This window comes from Streptomyces sp. NPDC050164 (genome assembly GCF_044459945.1).
In the GTDB taxonomy this organism is placed as follows: Bacteria; Actinomycetota; Actinomycetes; order Streptomycetales; family Streptomycetaceae; genus Streptomyces; species Streptomyces coeruleorubidus_A.
Genome location: NZ_JBITJK010000007.1, coordinates 122,244 through 138,499 on the forward strand (window position 1 = coordinate 122,244; position 16,256 = coordinate 138,499).

At 73.4% G+C, this 16,256-nt stretch carries 13 protein-coding genes; 6 read left to right on the plus strand and 7 right to left on the minus strand.

The genetic code is table 11. The features are described from left to right. Positions 1 to 43: 43 nt before the first annotated feature. The 3 genes from ACIBNA_RS13790 to lnt all read right to left on the minus strand — a co-directional run bounded on the left by ACIBNA_RS13790 (position 44) and on the right by lnt (position 3,063). A complete protein-coding gene (locus ACIBNA_RS13790) occupies positions 44 to 844 on the minus strand; it encodes a 3-hydroxybutyrate dehydrogenase (protein WP_399165410.1) in 801 nt (266 codons plus the stop codon). A 54-nt stretch (positions 845 to 898) separates the two neighbouring features. Then, positions 899 to 1,378: an NUDIX hydrolase gene (locus tag ACIBNA_RS13795; RefSeq protein WP_399165411.1), complete on the minus strand. Its 480-nt coding sequence runs from the start codon at positions 1,376 to 1,378 to the stop codon at positions 899 to 901. Positions 1,379 to 1,446: 68 nt separating this feature from the next. After that, the gene (lnt, locus tag ACIBNA_RS13800) at positions 1,447 to 3,063 is read right to left on the minus strand and encodes an apolipoprotein N-acyltransferase (protein ID WP_399165412.1); all 1,617 of its coding nucleotides are present in this window, start codon (positions 3,061 to 3,063) and stop codon (positions 1,447 to 1,449) included. Between the two features lie 503 nt (positions 3,064 to 3,566). Here lnt and ACIBNA_RS13805 point away from each other — a divergent pair. Next, on the plus strand, positions 3,567 to 4,592 hold the full coding sequence (locus ACIBNA_RS13805) for an O-antigen ligase family protein (protein ID WP_399165413.1): 1,026 nt from the start codon (positions 3,567 to 3,569) through the stop codon (positions 4,590 to 4,592). Positions 4,593 to 4,604: 12 nt separating this feature from the next. Here ACIBNA_RS13805 and ACIBNA_RS13810 read toward each other — a convergent pair whose 3' ends face one another. Both ACIBNA_RS13810 and ACIBNA_RS13815 read right to left on the minus strand, forming a co-directional pair. Then, a complete protein-coding gene (locus tag ACIBNA_RS13810) occupies positions 4,605 to 5,159 on the minus strand; it encodes a hypothetical protein (RefSeq protein ID WP_399165414.1) in 555 nt (184 codons plus the stop codon). 113 nt (positions 5,160 to 5,272) lie between these two features. Next, positions 5,273 to 6,058, minus strand: coding sequence for a glutamate racemase (locus ACIBNA_RS13815; RefSeq protein WP_399165415.1), 786 nt, complete (start codon positions 6,056 to 6,058; stop codon positions 5,273 to 5,275). Between the two features lie 39 nt (positions 6,059 to 6,097). Between ACIBNA_RS13815 and ACIBNA_RS13820 the strand changes: the two genes are divergently transcribed. After that, positions 6,098 to 7,291, plus strand: coding sequence for a glycosyltransferase (locus ACIBNA_RS13820; protein ID WP_399165416.1), 1,194 nt, complete (start codon positions 6,098 to 6,100; stop codon positions 7,289 to 7,291). Positions 7,292 to 7,307: 16 nt separating this feature from the next. Here the strand turns inward: ACIBNA_RS13820 and ACIBNA_RS13825 are convergent, their stop codons facing one another. Next, positions 7,308 to 8,606: a TerD family protein gene (locus tag ACIBNA_RS13825; RefSeq protein ID WP_399165417.1), complete on the minus strand. Its 1,299-nt coding sequence runs from the start codon at positions 8,604 to 8,606 to the stop codon at positions 7,308 to 7,310. Between the two features lie 307 nt (positions 8,607 to 8,913). Between ACIBNA_RS13825 and ACIBNA_RS13830 the strand changes: the two genes are divergently transcribed. The 4 genes from ACIBNA_RS13830 (at position 8,914) to ACIBNA_RS13845 (ending at position 13,663) form a co-directional block, all read left to right on the plus strand. Continuing rightward, a complete protein-coding gene (locus tag ACIBNA_RS13830) occupies positions 8,914 to 9,345 on the plus strand; it encodes a DUF6643 family protein (RefSeq protein WP_059423876.1) in 432 nt (143 codons plus the stop codon). 45 nt (positions 9,346 to 9,390) lie between these two features. Beyond that, positions 9,391 to 10,218 (plus strand): MOSC domain-containing protein, encoded by an 828-nt coding sequence (locus ACIBNA_RS13835; RefSeq protein WP_399165418.1) that lies wholly within the window; start codon positions 9,391 to 9,393, stop codon positions 10,216 to 10,218. 175 nt (positions 10,219 to 10,393) lie between these two features. After that, entirely contained in the window at positions 10,394 to 10,999 is a 606-nt protein-coding gene (locus ACIBNA_RS13840) for a hypothetical protein (protein ID WP_399165419.1), read from the plus strand. A 228-nt stretch (positions 11,000 to 11,227) separates the two neighbouring features. Continuing rightward, positions 11,228 to 13,663, plus strand: coding sequence for a right-handed parallel beta-helix repeat-containing protein (locus ACIBNA_RS13845; RefSeq protein ID WP_399165420.1), 2,436 nt, complete (start codon positions 11,228 to 11,230; stop codon positions 13,661 to 13,663). On the opposite strand, the gene ACIBNA_RS13850 is transcribed toward ACIBNA_RS13845, so the two are convergent. Then, the gene (locus ACIBNA_RS13850) at positions 13,633 to 16,026 is read right to left on the minus strand and encodes a hypothetical protein (RefSeq protein ID WP_399165421.1); all 2,394 of its coding nucleotides are present in this window, start codon (positions 16,024 to 16,026) and stop codon (positions 13,633 to 13,635) included. The genes ACIBNA_RS13845 and ACIBNA_RS13850 overlap by 31 nt on opposite strands. Positions 16,027 to 16,256: the final 230 nt, after the last annotated feature.

A 16,256-nucleotide genomic window follows, 5' to 3' on the forward strand; every position in this document is an offset into this window, starting at 1 on the left:
CCGTCAGCCCTGTGGACAACTCCCCACGGACGCTCAGGGCCGCTCAGTGGGCGGTCCAGCCGCCGTCGAGCACGAGGGAGGTACCGGTGACGAAGGACGCCTGCGGACCGCACAGATACGCCACGGCCTCGGCGACCTCCTCCGGTTCGATGAGCCGCTTGACGGCGCTGTCCTGGAGCAGCACTTCGGACAGGACGCGCTCCTCGGGGATGCCGTGCGCCCGGGCCTGGTCGGCGAGCTGCTTCTCGACCAGTGGGGTGCGCACATAGGCGGGGTTCACACAGTTCGAGGTGACACCATGGGCTGCGCCTTCGAGGGCGGTGGTCTTGGAGAGTCCCTCCAGCCCGTGTTTGGCGGCCACATAGGCCGACTTGTAGGCCGAGGCGCGCAGCCCATGGACGGACGACACGTTCACGATGCGGCCCCATCCCTGTCCGTACATGTGGGGCAGGGCGCCGCGGATGAGCCGGAAGGGTGCCTCCAGCATCACGGTGAGCACCGTGTGGAAGACGTCGGGAGGGAACTCCTCGATGGGGCACACGAGTTGGAGCCCGGCGTTGTTGACGAGGACGTCGGTGCCCGCGGCGGAGAGTTCGGCGGCGTCCAGGTCGGTGAGGTCGAGGACGTGCGGTTCCACGGTGCCCGCGAGGTCGCGGCCCTGTCCGGCGAGCGCCTCCAGGCCCGCGGCGTCCCGGTCGACCGCTCTCACCTTCGCCCCGGCGGCCGCGAGCCGCAGCGCGCAGGCACGGCCTATGCCGCCGGCGGCGCCGGTGACGAGCGCGGTGCGGCCGCCGAGGTCGAGCGGCAAGGCGTGGGGAGCCGGAAGGACACGGGGCGCGGTCATGCCTCGACCCTAGGCAGCACTTCTGCTCCGCCCCATGTGGTCACGCCCTACAGTTCAGCCGGATGCAGTGGGGTCGAACCATGTGGGTGCGTCCGACAGGGCCTGCTTGATCCGCAACAGCCCGAACTCGTTCAGCTCGGGCAGGGCGTCGATGTCGAACCAGGCCACGTCCAGCGACTCGTCGTCGTTGACTCGCGCCTGGCCGCCGACGGCCCGGCAGCGGAAGGTGATGTCCATGTACTGGCAGGTATCGCCGTTGTCGTATGTGACGGGGTCCAGGGCCTGGACGAGGACGACCCGTTCGGCGACACAGCGCACGGCCGTCTCCTCGTAGACCTCCCGCACCGCGCACGCCGCGGGCTGCTCCCCCGGGTCCGGGATGCCGCCGATCACGGACCACCGGCGCGTGTCGGACCGGCGGTTGAGCAGCACTCTGCCCTCGTCGTCGAAGACGAGGGCGGTGACTCCGGGGAGCCAGAGCAGCTGATGACCGGCCGAGGCACGGAGGGTGCGGATGAAGTCAGGAGTAGCCATGCCGTCGACCCTAAAGGGCCGGTTCCGGCGGCCCGGCGCGTTTCAGGCGGTGTGCGTCCGGCGTACGGCTACACGTCACCGGCGCGTCGCCCGCGCAGACCGGCGCCGACGGCCCAGCCCAGTCCGCCGGCCGCGACCAGCACGAGGGCGATCTCCGGCAGGACGCCGAGCTGTGTGGCGGGGGTCTGCGAGGAGCGCAGCGGCACCTTCTGCACCAGTGAGTCGGCGACGAACATGCCGGTCCGCTGTGTGATCTTCCCGTCCGGCATGATGAAGGCACTGACACCGCTGGTCACCGGCACCGCCACGGTCCGGCTGTGCTCGACCGCGCGGACGCGGGACATGGCGAGCTGCTGGTAGGTCATCTCGCTGCGGTCGAAGGTGGCGTTGTTGCTCGGCACGGAGATCATCTGGGCGCCGTCGGTGACCTCGGAGCGCACGGTCCAGTCGAAGGCGGCCTCGTAGCAGGTGACGAGACCGACCTTGGCGCCGTCCATGGTGAACACGCCCGGCTTGGTGCCCCGGCTGAAGTCCTGGCGGACCATTGCCGTCCAGTTCTCGTTCATCGCGCCGATGAGCGAGCGCAGCGGGAGGTACTCGCCGAACGGCTGGATCTGGCGCTTGTCGTAGGTGTCGACGGGGCCCTTCGCGGGGTCCCACAGGATTTGCTCGTTGTAGAGCTTGCCGTCCCGCTCGACGACGCCGCCGACCGAGATGGGCACGCCGACGGCCTTGGCCGCCGTGTCGATCACGGCACGGGCGTCGGGGTTGGCGAACGGATCGATGTCGGAGGAATTCTCCGGCCACAGCACGAAGTCGGGCCGTGCGACCTTGCCGGCCTTGACCTCGGCGGCCAGGCGTTCGGTCTCGCGCGCGTGGTAGTCCAGTACCGCCCGCCGCTGGGCGTTGAACTCCAGCCCCGCCCGGGGCACGTTGCCCTGGATCACCGCGACGGTCACGCTGCCGTCCTCGGCCTTGTCGCTGACCAGCGGCCGGGCCGCCACGGCCGCCACGACCGGGACGGCCAGGCTCAGCAGACTCACGGCCACCGCGGCCCGCCGCACCGTCCCGGTCCGCCGGGTCTCCACCGCGAGGCGGACGACTTCGTACAGTCCGAAGCCGCACACCACCACCGCGAAACCGAGCAACGGTGTGCCGCCCACCGCGACGAGCGGCAGGAAAACACCGTCCGCCTGCCCGAACGCGATCTTCCCCCAGGGAAAGCCCTCGAAGGGCACGCGCGCGCGTGCCGCCTCGCCGGCGATCCAGACGGCGGCCGCCCACACGGGCCAGCCGGGCAGCTTCGACACGACGGCGACACCGGCGCCGACCAGTGCGACGAAGAGCGCCTCGATCGCCACCAGGGCGACCCAGGGGAGCGGTCCGACCTCCACTCCGGTCCACACCAGCAGCGGCAGCAGGAAGCCGAGGCCGAAGAGGTAGCCGAGACCGAGCCCCGCCTTCCAGCCACGGCCGCGCAGCACCCAGCCGAAGATCGCGAAAGCCGGCAGGGCCAGCCACCACAGGGTGCGGGGCGGGAAGCTGACGTAGAGGAGCAGGCCGGAGAGCGCGGCTGCGGCGGCCGGGAGGAGACGTACGAGCCGCCGGGCCCAGGTCCGCGCCTCAGGCGCGATCCGCGGCTCCAGCTGGTCCGACTCGTCGACGGAGGTTGCGGTGACGGTCACTCCCGGAGTGTAAGGCGAGCGACCTTGACGCCGACAGCGCGGTCCACGAGACGGCGTCACCCACTGCGGGCCCGGACGGCAGCTCTCCACCGTCCCCGCCCGCGCACGGACGGTGGCGCTCCACTGTCCCGGCCCGCGCCCTGCCGACGGCACTCCACTCTCCCCCGCGTCCTGCCCGGCCTCCCACCATCCCCGTCCCCGCCCGGCCTCAGGCGCATCCCCCGCCCCGCCCAGCGGCCGGCACGGCTCCCCCGCCCGGCCGCGCAGGGCGTCGCCGCGTATCTGCCGCAACGTTCCTGCTCATTTCGTCACGACACATCCACAAACCGTCCACCAGCGGCTACGGTGTGCCGAAGCCTCAGTCGTACGGCCGGTGGCGGCCCGTGCGGCCGGGGTCTTCACAGGTCGGGGGCGACGTGGTGCGGGGGGGGCGGGGCGGGGTGGGTTCCAGTGGGCTGACGTCTGCGTCCGGGCAGGACGCGGACGGTGAGAGACCGATCGTTGTGGACGCGGCGGGCGTCGTGGTGCTGGGGGCCTGCGCCGGCTGGTCCCTGATCACGGCGGCGGTGCACGACGGCCGGCCCGAGGGTGTGCTGCTCGCGGTGCTGGCCGTGGCGGCCGGATACGCCGCCGGGCGGATCGGCGGGGCGCTGCTGCCGGTCGGCGCGCCCTGCGCCGGGGCACTGGCCGGTATGGGGCTGACCATGGCCGTTCCACATCTCGCGCCGGGCCCGCAGATCACCACACCGCTCGGGCATGCCGGGGCGACGGCTGCCGTGCTGACGCTGTCGGCCGGTGCCGCGTGCTGCGCGGCCTGGGCCGCTCGCGTTCCGGTCGTGCGGTTCGGCCTGCGGCTGCTGGCCGCCGGGGCGGCGGTGCTGGCGGCCGTGCTCGGCTCGGCCACCGGATGCGTCACCTGCGTCGCGGTGCTGTTGTGCTCGCTGGCCGCCGGCCGCACCCGTCACCGCGGCGCCGGCCTCGCCGCACTGGGCGCGGTCGCCGTCCTGGTGACCGCTGTGACCTGGGCGGTCGCGGCGCGGGCCGTACCGGGCGGGCTCGTGGCCGCCGTCGAAGAGCGGCTGACGCCGCACCGCGTACAGCTCTGGCAGGACGCGTGGCAGCTGCTGCGCGACGACGCCGCCCTGGGGGTCGGCCCGGGCCGCTTCGGGGAGCTGAGCACGACGTCCGTGCAGTCACTGCTGTCCGACGGCAAGCCCCACTCGGCGCCCCTGCAGCAGGCGGCCGAACAGGGCATCGTCGGTGTGGCCCTGCTGGCGGCGGCGTTCGGCTGGGTGCTGTACGCGCTGTGGCGCGGTCCCCGGCCGACCCCGGTGGCGCTGACCGCGGGCGCGGCCCTGGCGGCGCTCGCGGCCATCGCCGCGATCGGCAACGCGCTCAGCTTCACCGCGGTGTCGGTGGGTGCGGGCCTGCTGGCGGGCATGGCCACGGCCCGGCCCCTCACCGACGAACCGTCGAGCCACACGCCGCACACGCGTCCCCGGGGCGCCGGACGCACCCCGGCGTGGTGACCGGACGTCCGCTCAGTGCGCTGGAGCGCCCGGTTTCGTCCGCCCCAGCCGTTCCTTGATCACCCGTACGGCCGCCTCCGCGTCGTCCACGGTGATCGTGAAGGTGTGTCCGTCCCACAGCTCCAGCACGACACCCTCGCCCCGTCGTACCACCACCGCGGTGCCCATCTCCGGCCGCCATCGATAGCCCCAGCCACCCCAGTGGCGGGGAGTGACGTTCGAGGTGTAGGTGGCGCCCACCACATGGGAGAGCGGGATACGGCGGCGGGGCACTCCGATGTGGCCGCAGCGCACCTCGAGGTGCTCCTCGTCGACCCGCAGGGCGACGTGCACGAAGGCGAGGGTCCCGAAGAGGACCAGCAGCCCGGCGGCGATGCAGCCGACCACGGCCATGACCAGCGGGGCGATGCCGGACGTCCACGCCGAGTCGACGGCCAGTTCAATGCCCAGCGCCATGCAGGCGGCGCCGACGAGCGCCAGCAGCCACTGGACCCGGTTGGTGGCCCGGCCGGTCCAGACGTCTGGGTGCTCGTGGGGAGCGTTCTCGCCGTGGCGGTGGTCCCTCATGCCTATGAGGTTACTCAGGTTTCACTCTGCTGGTACCTCATGGCGGAGCGTGACTGCGCCGGCCGGCGCGGCGGATCCGGCCCGCCGACGCCGCTCGGTGAGACCGGTGCCGGTCAGCCGGCCGGCGTGACCGCCCGCAACAGCCGCCCTTCGTCGTACGCCAGGGCGGGTGCGGGCAGCGCGCCCTCGCGTCCGCTCAGCAGGACGGTCAGGGTGCCGTGGGGCGTGGCCCCCGGCGCGGGCTGCTCGCCGAGCCGGCGCAGGGCCTGCGCGGCCACGGCGCCCGCGGAGCCGTGCAGCACGAGGGGCGGCCGGCCGGGGCGCTGGACGGCGGCCCGGATTCGCTCGGCGACCAGTTCGTAGTGGGTGCAGCCCAGGACGACGGTGGTCACCTCCTCGGGGGTCAGTGCGGCGGCCGCGGACACGGCGGTGTCGATCGCCGCCTCGTCCGCGCGTTCGATGGCCTCGGCGAGGCCCCAGCAGGGCACCTCGGTGACGGGGACCCCGCCGGCGAAGTCCCGGATCAGGGTGCGCTGGTATGTACTGCCGGTGGTGGCCGGGGTGGCCCAGATGGCGAGGTGTCCGCCGCCGGCCGCGGCCGGCTTGATCGCCGGGACGGTGCCGATGACCGGAATCTCCGGTTCGAGACGGGCGCGCAGGGCGGTGAGCGCGTGCACGGTCGCGGTGTTGCAGCCGACGATCAGGGCGTCGGGGCGGCGCGCTGCGGCCGCCTCGGCGACGGCCAGGGCGCGCTCGGTCAGGTCTTCCGTGGTCCTCCGGCCCCACGGCATGCCGTCGGGGTCCAGGGAGAGCACGAGATCGGCGTCGGGGCGCAGCCGCCGAACCGCGACGGTGGCCGCCAGCAGACCGATTCCGGAGTCCATGAGCGCGATCTTCACCCGGTCACGATAGACGATGAGCGGTCCCTGGCAGTTCCGGTGGGGCAGACTGCGCGCGTGAGCGCCGTTGTGTGGACTGCCGCTGGATCACTTCTCGCCTGGCTGTGGCTGCTGCTCTGTCAGGGCTTCTTCTGGCGCACGGATGTGCGGCTGCCGCCGCGCCGGGAACCGGACGCGTGGCCATCCGTGTGCGTCGTCGTCCCGGCCCGCGACGAGGCGGCGGTGCTGCCCGCCGCGCTGCCGTCGCTGCTCCGGCAGGACTATCCGGGGCGGGCGGAGGTGTTCCTCGTCGACGACGGCAGTGCGGACGGCACCGGTGACCTGGCGCGGGAACTGGCGCGCCGGCACGGCGGGCTGCCGCTGACCGTGGACTCGCCGGGCGAGCCGCCCGCGGGCTGGACCGGCAAGCTGTGGGCGGTGCGCCACGGCATCGGCCTGGCACGCGCGCGTGGCCCCGAGTACCTGCTGCTGACGGATGCCGACATCGCGCACGCGCCGGACAGCCTGCGGGAGCTGGTGGCCGCGGCCGGGGCGGGTGGGTTCGACGCCGTCTCGCAGATGGCCCGGCTGCGGGTGGAGAGCACGTGGGAACGGTTCGTCGTGCCCGCCTTCGTGTACTTCTTCGCGCAGCTGTATCCCTTCCGCCGGATCGGCAGGGCGGGGACCCGGACGGCGGCCGCGGCCGGTGGCTGCGTCCTGTTGCGGACGGAGGCCGCCGAAGGGGCGCGGATCCCGGACGCGATCCGGCACGCCGTGATCGACGACGTGGCCCTGGCGCGGGCGGTGAAGCGCAGCGGGGGTCGCGTCTGGCTGGGACTGGCCGACCGGGTGGACAGCGTCCGGCCGTATCCGCGGCTGGGTGATTTGTGGCGGATGGTGTCGCGCAGCGCGTACGCCCAGCTGCGGCACAACCCCCTGCTGCTGGCCGGGACGGTCGCCGGGCTGGCGCTGGTGTATCTGGTGCCGCCGGTGGCGCTCGTGGCCGGCCTGGCGACGGGGAACGCGGCGGCAGCGGCCGTCGGAGGGGCGGCCTGGCTCGTGATGACGGGGACGTACGTGCCGATGCTCCGCTACTACCGGCAGCCGCTGTGGCTCGCTCCCCTGCTGCCGTTCACCGCGTTCCTCTATCTCCTCATGACGGTCGACTCGGCGGTGCAGCACTACCGGGGACGCGGTGCGGCCTGGAAGGGCCGCACCTACGCCCGTCCGGACGCCGTCCCCGATGAGGGCTGACGACCCCCGGCAGGAGTCACTTCCTGCCGGGGGTCCAGTTCATGCCCCACCCATAGGCGTAGTCGACGGTCCGCTGCGGGCTCACCCCGCGCTCGGGCACGAGATAGCGCGCCTCCCGCTGTACGACGAGGTCGCCGCCCGTGTTGGTGATCAGCGCGAGCGCGCACACGGGCGAGGGGACGGTGCACTCGTCGAGGGAGAAGTCGATGGGGGCGCCGTACTGCGGCTGGAGGGTGACGGTGGCGTTCAGGTCGGCGAACGAGCGGGCGCCTTCGTAGATGGTGACGAAGACGAGGATGCGCCGGAAGGCGTTCTTGTGGTCGAGATTGACGGTGAGGTTCTCACCGGTCGACACGGCGCCGGTGCGGTCGTCGCCGTCGAGGTGGATGTACGGGGGCTGGTGCAGTGCCCCGAAGGTGTTGCCGAGGGCCTGTACGACGCCCTTGCTGCCGTCGGTGAGTTCGTACAGCGCGCACAGGTCGAGGTCGAGGTCGGAGTGCATCGCGGCCGGGCGGCCGAACTTGCTGCTCCACCCCGAGAACTGCTTGAGGACCTGCCAGTTGAGGTTCACGTGCAGGGCGCCGGAGGTGCCGCCCTGCTTGGTGAGCGACACGGAGGGGGCCGCCTTGGTGAGCGTCACCTTCGTGAGGCGGACGGGCTCGGGCGGTGCCGCAGGGGGCGCGGCCGGCGGGGGCGGGGCCACCGGCTGGGCCGGCGGCGGGGGCGTGTACGCCGGGGGCGCGACCACGGGAGGCGCGGGAACCGCGGCCGGGGCCGGAGTCGGGGCCGCCTGTTGCGGCTCGTCCACCGTGATGCCGTAGTCCGTGGCCAGTCCTTCGAGTCCGCTGCTGTAGCCCTGGCCGACGGCGCGGAACTTCCAGGCGCCCTGGCGGCGGTAGAACTCGCCGAGCACGAAAGCGGTTTCGGTGGTGGCGCCCGGGTTGTCGAAGCGGGCGACCGGTGTTCCCTGGGCGGCGTCCTGGACCTCGATGTACAGGCCCGGGACCTGCCCGAACGTGCCGCCGTCGGCGGAGGCGGCGAGGACGATCGTCTCGATCGCGGGCTCCACGCGCGCGAGGTCGACGAGGAGCGTGTCGGACACCCGGCTGTCGGCGTTCCGCTTGCCCTCGTGCCGGATCGCGCCGGAGGAGTGCGCGGGCTGGTTGTAGAAGACGAAGTCCGCGTCCGAGCGGACCTTTCCGCTTACCAGCAGCAAACCGGAGGCGTCGGCGTCGGGCACCCCCGGTCCGGCCCGCCAGCCCAATTCCACCCGCAGCGCCGAGGTGGGCACCGGAGTATTTGAACCTTTCACCATTTGCATGTCCGCCCCCATTGCGTGTCACCGCGCCAGGCACATCCCGGCCGTCCGTCGAGTTCCGTTCGCACAACCTATTCCTCCCGGCGGCGAACTCCCATGCCCCACCACCGGAAGAACCCCGGTGGTCAACCGGCCAACACCTGGTAACCCGCCCGGAACTCGGCCTTTACACGATTGGAGCCTTGTTCGGCGCCCCTTTTTGCCGAGTTCGCTCGCATTGGGGATACCCGGTCACTGCGGACACGGAAAACAACCCTCTTATCGGTCTCCCCAACCAGCACATCGTGGGCTTAACTTATGTGTCATGACCTCCCCCCGCTCCACCTATGGCGGCGGCTACTACTCCGCCTCCTTCCCGGACACCCCGATCTACGACAAGCTCGTCGCCGAGCGGGGCACCCCGCAGATCGCCCCGATCCGGGTCCCCGCTCAGTACGACACGCCGGGCGGCAACCTGCCCGCCCTCCCGTCGGCGCTGCCCGCTCTCCCGGCAGCCCCGTCCCAGCCCGCCTACGGTTATCCGCAGGCGCAGCAACCCGCCCCGCTCCAGCAGGCGCCGGCCGCGTACATCCCGCAGCAGGCCACCGCACCGCGCGGTTATCCCGGCCCCCAGCCGCAGCAGCCGCGTCCGGCGGCACCCGGCGCGGGCTACGAGGCGATGCGCCCCGCGGCTCCCCGGCCCGCCCAGGCTCCCTACCAGGACCCGTACAACAACCAGCAGTACCGCGGTTACTGAGCCGCCCGCCCAGGGACTGTCGGTGCCGGCTGGCACGATGGCCCCATGGGGAAGCCACACCTGCACTCGATCCACGTCCATCCGGTCAAGGCGGTCCGGGGCCTCGCGCCCCGGGAGGCCGTCGTGGAGCCCTGGGGACTGACCGGAGACCGGCGCTGGGCGCTGGTCGACAACGGGGGAAAGGTCCTCACGCAGCGTCGGCTGCCGCGCCTCGCACTGGCAGCCGCCGAGCTTCTGCCGGACGGCGGCGTCCGGCTGTCCGCACCCGGCATGGAGCCCCTGACGGTGCCCGTTCCCCGGCCGTTGGACACGGTGCCGGTGGAGATCTTCCGCGACAAGGTCGACGCGGTCCCGGCCGAGGACGAGGCCGCGCACGCCTGGTGCAGCGCCTATCTCGGCATCGACGCACGTCTCGCATACATGGACGACCCGGCCACGCGCCGGCCCGTCGACCCGGAGTACGCGCGTCCCGGCGAGACCGTCTCCTTCGCCGACGGCTTTCCGCTGCTGCTCACCACCACGGCCTCCCTCGACGCCCTCAACGCCCTGATCGCGCAGGGTGATCACGCGGGCGAGGGCCCGCTGCCCATGACCCGTTTCCGGCCGAGCGTGGTCGTGGCGGGCACCGACGCCTGGGCCGAGGACGACTGGTCGCGCCTCACCATCGGGGACGTGGCCTTCCGCGTCGCCAAGACCTGCGGACGGTGCGTGGTGACCACCACCGACCAGGACACGGGCGAGCGCGGCCGCGAGCCCCTGTACAGCCTGGGGCGGCACCGGCGGTTCGGCGGCAAGGTGGTCTTCGGGCAGAACCTGGTGCCCCTGTCCCGGGGCACGATCCGGGTCGGTGACCCCGTAAGGATCCTCGAGTAGCCCGGGCCGGAGGTCGGCTCCCCGGACGGGAACCGCCCCATGGGCCCGGGCGTTGGCCTTGTGTGAGAAGTTCATGAGAGTCGCCGGTGAGAGGTGATTTCGCTCTCTCTTCGCCGGGTTGACGCGTGGACGGCTCCGCCGGGGGTTATCACGGAGCGGGAAGGGGGTGCAGGCGGTGCGAGCGATCAGCGGGCTCTGGCGCTGGCGGCGCAACCCGTTGTGCCGCGCGACCGATCTGGCCGAGGCCTGGGTGGCGCTGGCGGCCCTGGTGCTGATCCTCCTGGCCGCCCCGGTGGCCGGTTCCCTCGTCGGGGGCGCCGCCCAGGACGCCCTCCAGCGCTCCGTCCGCGAGCAGCACGAAGCGCGGCACCTGGTGACGGCCACGGTGGTCCGCAAGCTCGACCGCTCCCCGCTGGACGCCGACCCGGAGACCTCCACGGGCCGGGACCTTCGCAACCGCGTCCTCGCCGACTGGACGGCACCGGACGGCACCGCGCGTCAGGGCCCGGTGCTGGCCGGCCTCAAGGACCCGCAGCAGGGCGACGAGTTCCGGATATGGACCGACCGGCACGGCCGGATGGTGGCCCGCCCCCTCGACTCCGCGACGGCGTCGACGCACGCGGTCCTCGCCGGCTTCGGCGCGGCCCTGGCCGCCGGCGGTCTCGTCGAGGGCGGCAGACGGCTGACCGTCTGGCGCATGGTCCGCCGCCGGTACGCCCGTTGGGACCAGGCATGGGACAAGGCGGGCCCGGACTGGGGCAGGACGGGCACCGGCAGCTGACAGCCTTCCGGCTCTGGTCAACCCACCACCCGCGCGCACGCTACGGTGGTCCGGCCGAACCGTTCGGCACAACCCGCGCGCGAGCGAGCAGGAAGGGCGCGCCGGTTTCGATGCCGCGTGCGCGCGCAGGCCCGAGGGGCCCGGCCCGGTCGCGGTCCCGACACCGGTGGGGGCGCCCCGAAGGCGAACGAGCCATCAGTACGACCGAGGTGGGGGCACAGCTACACCATGGCACAGGGCACGGTCCAGGTGACGCACACCGGCACGTCGCGGTGGCGGCGCCGCACGGGTGAGTACGCATCGCTCACCGCCGCCCTGGAGGCCGCGGCCGACGGAGACGTCCTCACGGTCGCCCCCGGCACCTACCGGGAGAACCTCGTCGTGCAGCGCGCGGTGACCCTTCGCGGCCCCGAGGGCTCCCCCGGCTCGGTGCGGATCGCGCCAGTGGACGGCGTGCCGCTGACCGTGCGCGCCTCGGCGGTGGTCCAGGACCTGTACGTGGAGGGCCAGGACGCGGCCGCCCCGGCGGTGCTGGTGGAGGAGGGCACTCCGGAGCTGAGCAACGTACGGGTGGTCACGCGGTCGGCGGCCGGGATCGAGGTGCGCGGCAGCGCCCGGCCCACGGTCCGGCGCTGCGCGGTCGACAATCCGGCGGGCATCGGCATCGCCGTACTCGACGGTGCGGGCGGGGTGTTCGAGGAGTGCGAGGTCGTCGCGGCCGGCCAGGCGGGCGTGGCGGTGCGCGGCGGCGCCCACCCCCGGCTGGAGCGCTGCCGGGTGCACCACACCTCGGGCTCGGGCCTGTCGGCGACCGGGGAGAACTCGGCGCTGGAGGCGGTGGGCTGCGAGATCTACGAGGTCCGGGGCAGCGGTGTGCAGATCACCGGCCGGGCCACCGCGCACCTCACCGACTGCGACGTGCACCGCACGACGGCCGACGGTGTCACGCTCGACACGGACGCGGTGCTGACGCTCGCCGACTGCCGTATCCACGACATCCCGGAGAACGCGGTCGACCTGCGTTCCCGCTCCGTCCTCACACTGACCCGCACCACGGTGCGGCAGTTCGGGCGCAACGGCCTGTCGGTGTGGGACCCGGGCACGCGCGTGGACGCCAACCAGTGCGAGATCTTCGACAGCACGGGCGACTACCCGGCGGTGTGGGTGAGCGACGGGGCCACCGCGGTGCTCGACTCGTGCCGGGTGCACGACGTGCCGGACGCCCTGTTCGTCCTCGACCGCGGCTCGCGCGCGGACGTCGTCGACAGCGACCTGTCGCAGGTGCGCAACACGGCCGTGTCCGTGAGCGACGGTGCGACCGCGCAGCTGGACGACTGCCGGATCCGGGACGCGGCGACGGGCGCCTGGTTCCGCGACCACGGCAGCGGCGGCACCCTCAGCAACTGCACGCTGGACGGCACCCAGACCGGCGTCATCGTCACCAAGGGCGCCGACCCCACGGTGGAGCGCTGCACGATCGACTCACCCGCGGAGGCGGGGGTGTACGTCTCGGCCGGAGGCCGCGGCAGCTTCCACAACTGCCGGGTGACGGGCAGCGGCGGCTACGGCTTCCATGTGATCGACGGCAGCCGTACGACGCTGCGGAAGTGCCGCACGGAGCGGTGCGCGCGCGGCGGCTACGAGTTCGCGGACAGCGGCGCGGACGCGTCGTCCGGGGCGGGCCCCCTGGTGGAGGACTGCACCAGCGACGAGAGCGCGGGACTGCGGGAACCGACGGCGCGGGAGACAGCAGTGCAGACGGTGAGCCACTCCCCCGGCCTGCTGGGCGCGGTCCCGGGGCAGCGCACCGAACCGGAGCCCCCGGCCCCGGTCGCGGAGCCCGAGGAGCCGGCCCGCAGTTCCAAGGACGTCCTCGGTGAACTGGACGCGCTGGTCGGCCTGGAGAGCGTCAAGCGCGAGGTGCGTGCCCTCACCGACATGATCGAGGTCGGCCGGCGGCGGCAGCAGGCGGGTCTGAAGGCGGCGTCGGTCAAGCGGCACCTGGTCTTCACCGGCTCCCCCGGTACGGGCAAGACGACGGTCGCGCGGCTGTACGGCGAGATCCTCGCCTCCCTCGGTGTGCTGGAGAAGGGCCACCTGGTCGAGGTGTCCCGGGTCGACCTGGTGGGCGAGCACATCGGCTCGACCGCGATCCGCACGCAGGAGGCCTTCGAGAAGGCGCGCGGCGGTGTGCTGTTCATCGACGAGGCGTACGCGCTGTCCCCGGAGGACGCGGGCCGCGACTTCGGCAAGGAGGCCATCGACACGCTGGTGAAGCTGATGGAGGACCACCGGGACGCGGTCGTGGTGATCGTCGCGGGCTACACGGCCGAGATGGAGCGCTTCCTGTCGGTCAACCCCGGTGTGGCGTCCCGGTTCTCACGGACCATCACCTTCAGCGACTACGGCCCCGAGGACCTGCTGCGGATCGTGGAGCAGCAGGCCGAGGAGCACGAGTACCGGCTGGCGGCGGGCGCGGCTCAGGCCCTGCGGACGTACTTCACTCAGCTCCCGAAGGGCCCGGCGTTCGGCAACGGCCGTACCGCCCGGCAGACCTTCGAGGCGATGGTGGAGCGGCACGCGAGCCGGGTCGCCCAGCTCCCCGAGCCGAGCACGGACGACCTGACGCTGCTCTACGCGGAGGACCTGCCCGAGCTGCTCTGAGGATCCGCCTCCGGGCCCGGGCAGGGCTGCTCGGCCGTGTGACGGGGTGCCGGCAGGCCCGGTCGCAGCCGGGCCAGCAGCTTGCGGCGCTCCTCGGCGAACGCCGGGTCCGCCTGGTAGTCGGAGTGGCCGAGGATCGGCGCGGGCAGCGGGTGGAGGTCGGTGCGGCCGTAGGAGAGGGGGTCCTGCAACGGCACGTGGTCGACGCCGAGGTCGTGGTTGCCGGGCAGGCGCACCGGGCCGCCGATGGGGTCGGTGAGCCGGTACAGGTTGCGCCAGCAGTCGACCTCCCGGTGCAGGGAGCCGAGCGCGGCGGGGCCGAAGTGCGCCGGGAACCAGCGGCCGTAGAGCCGCTCAAGCGGGGAGCCGTACGTCAGCAGCGCGACGCGCTTACGGGTGGACGGGGCGAGTTGCCAGGCCGCGGCGGCGGCGAGCACGCTGCCCTGGGAGTGCCCGGAGATGACCAGCCGTCCGCCGGTGACGCGGGTCCAGGTCGCGATCCGCCAGGTCAGGTCGGGCACCGCGCGCTCGGCGTAGCAGGGCGGGGCGAAGGGGTGGGCGGCGCGCGGCCAGAAGGTGCCGACGTCCCACAGGATGCCGATGGTGCGGCGGGCGGCGGCGTCCTTGTAGGCGCGCCTGCCCCAGGTGACGAAGAGTATGAAGCCGAGGCCGATCAGCCAGGAGCCGAGGGCCTGGGCGGTCTCGGCGGCGCCGTGGACGACGGGGTAGGTGCCCTGTGCCGCCTCGCCCGGTGTCTCGTCGGTGGTCAGGGCGCCCACGAGGGCTCCGGCACCGAGCAGCAGGGTGACGCCGGAGGTGACGGCGACGATGCGGGGTCCCCGGTCGGTGAGGGAGGCCATCGCGCGGGTGTAGGCGATACGGCGGGTGCGGGCGCGGTCCTGGGCCTCGTCCGGGTAGTCGCGTACCACCGCCTCGCGTTCGGCGCGGGCGAGCTGCCAGGCGCGGTGGGCCAACCAGCCGAAGAGCACCAGGAGCACCACGATCAGGGGCGGGATCACTGACGCCTGCCAGGTCAGCAGGACCGGCGGGCCGTCGATCGACGTCTCGGTGCCGTCCAGCCAGTCGGACACCCGCTGCGCCACGCCGCCGGACATCACCCCGCCCAGGGCGCAGGCCAGCATCGCGACGGCCGGTCCGCCGAGGCCCCGCAGCACGGCCCGCCGGTCGGGGTCCGTGCGGTGCAGTGCGTAGGCGACGCCGGCGAGGACGATCACGAGCAGGCCCTGGACCAGGGCGATACCGCCGAAGGTGGCGTCGCCCGGCAGCCGGCCGGCCGACTCCCAGCCGGGGCGCTCCCATCCCGCGTACAGCAGGGTGAGGGCGAGCAGGACCAGGGCGGCGAGCGGCAGGCGTCGTACGAAGCGCTCGTCGAGTTCCCGGTCGAGGCGTTTCTCGCTGCGGCCCCGGCGGCACACCACCCACACCACGGCGACGGCGCAGGCCGCGAGGGCGGCCTGCAGCAGCAGGCCCAGGGTGTTCAGTACGGCGGGACCGCCGGGCTCGCGGTCATGGCGGGCGGCGGCGCCGGCGACCGCGGCGGCGACCGTGACCAGCCCGGCGGCGGTGTGCGCGGCGCGCAGCCGGGCCACCAGCCGGCGTCCGTACCAGAAGCCGGGCCGGCCCAGCGCGGTCGGGCCGTCGCCGTCCTCGTCGGGCTCGGGGTCGCGGGCCAGCGGCTGCTGGGACTCGTAGTCGCTCCAGGTGCGCCGGGACAGGTACCACAGCAGACCGGTCAGGGCGGTCGGGACGAAGGCCGCCAGGGCGAGCCGGCGGCCGGGGCTGCTCCACCAGCCGCCGTCCGAGACGGTGGGCGAGAGGAAGCCCAGCCAGGAGTGCCGGTCGGCGCACGCGCGCGTGCCCGCGCACTGCCAGGCCGCCAGGTCGAGGGCGACCTCGCAGGCCGCCGCGACGAGCAGCACCGTCAGGGTGAGTCCCGCGAGCCGCACCAGGAGGCCGTACAGGCGCACGGTGCGGCGGCGGCCCCGGGCGCTGGGGCGCATCCAGTGGGCGAGGTTGACGACCATGAACGGCAGCAGCAACAGCCACAGGGCGCGGGTGCCGTTGCCGGAGGTGAGGTTGCACCAGACGTAGGCCTCGGGCACCGGGCCGTCGCGGCGGCGGTCGTCGGGGCTGGTCTCCGCGTCGACGTCGTCGGCGCGCCGGAAGACGGCCGCGATGTCGTCGCCGGTGATCCGCACCGTGCGCGGATCGTTGAGCATCTCCTGCGGCGTGGTGCCGCCCACGCCGTGGACCAGGAGTTCCAGGGCGGTCCCGGTCTCACCGGGCCGCTGCGCGGGCTGGTCGGGCCCGCCGGTCGAGGCATGTTCCTGCGCACGTTCCACTGATTCGCACTTCCCCCGTGACACGCCGTCGGCTCTGTCCGTGCGGGCACAAGGATCTCCACTTCCGCGGCGCCGCACACCTCCTGTCACGGAATCTCCCCGATCCGTGACATGACGGAGCGCCGCGTGAGGCCCTCAATGACATGAGCGCGACAAGCAGCCGGTGGCGCCACCGGCTCCGCGACATGCGAGGATGAGGCGTCCGCGCACCGGAGCCGGGGGAGAATGTC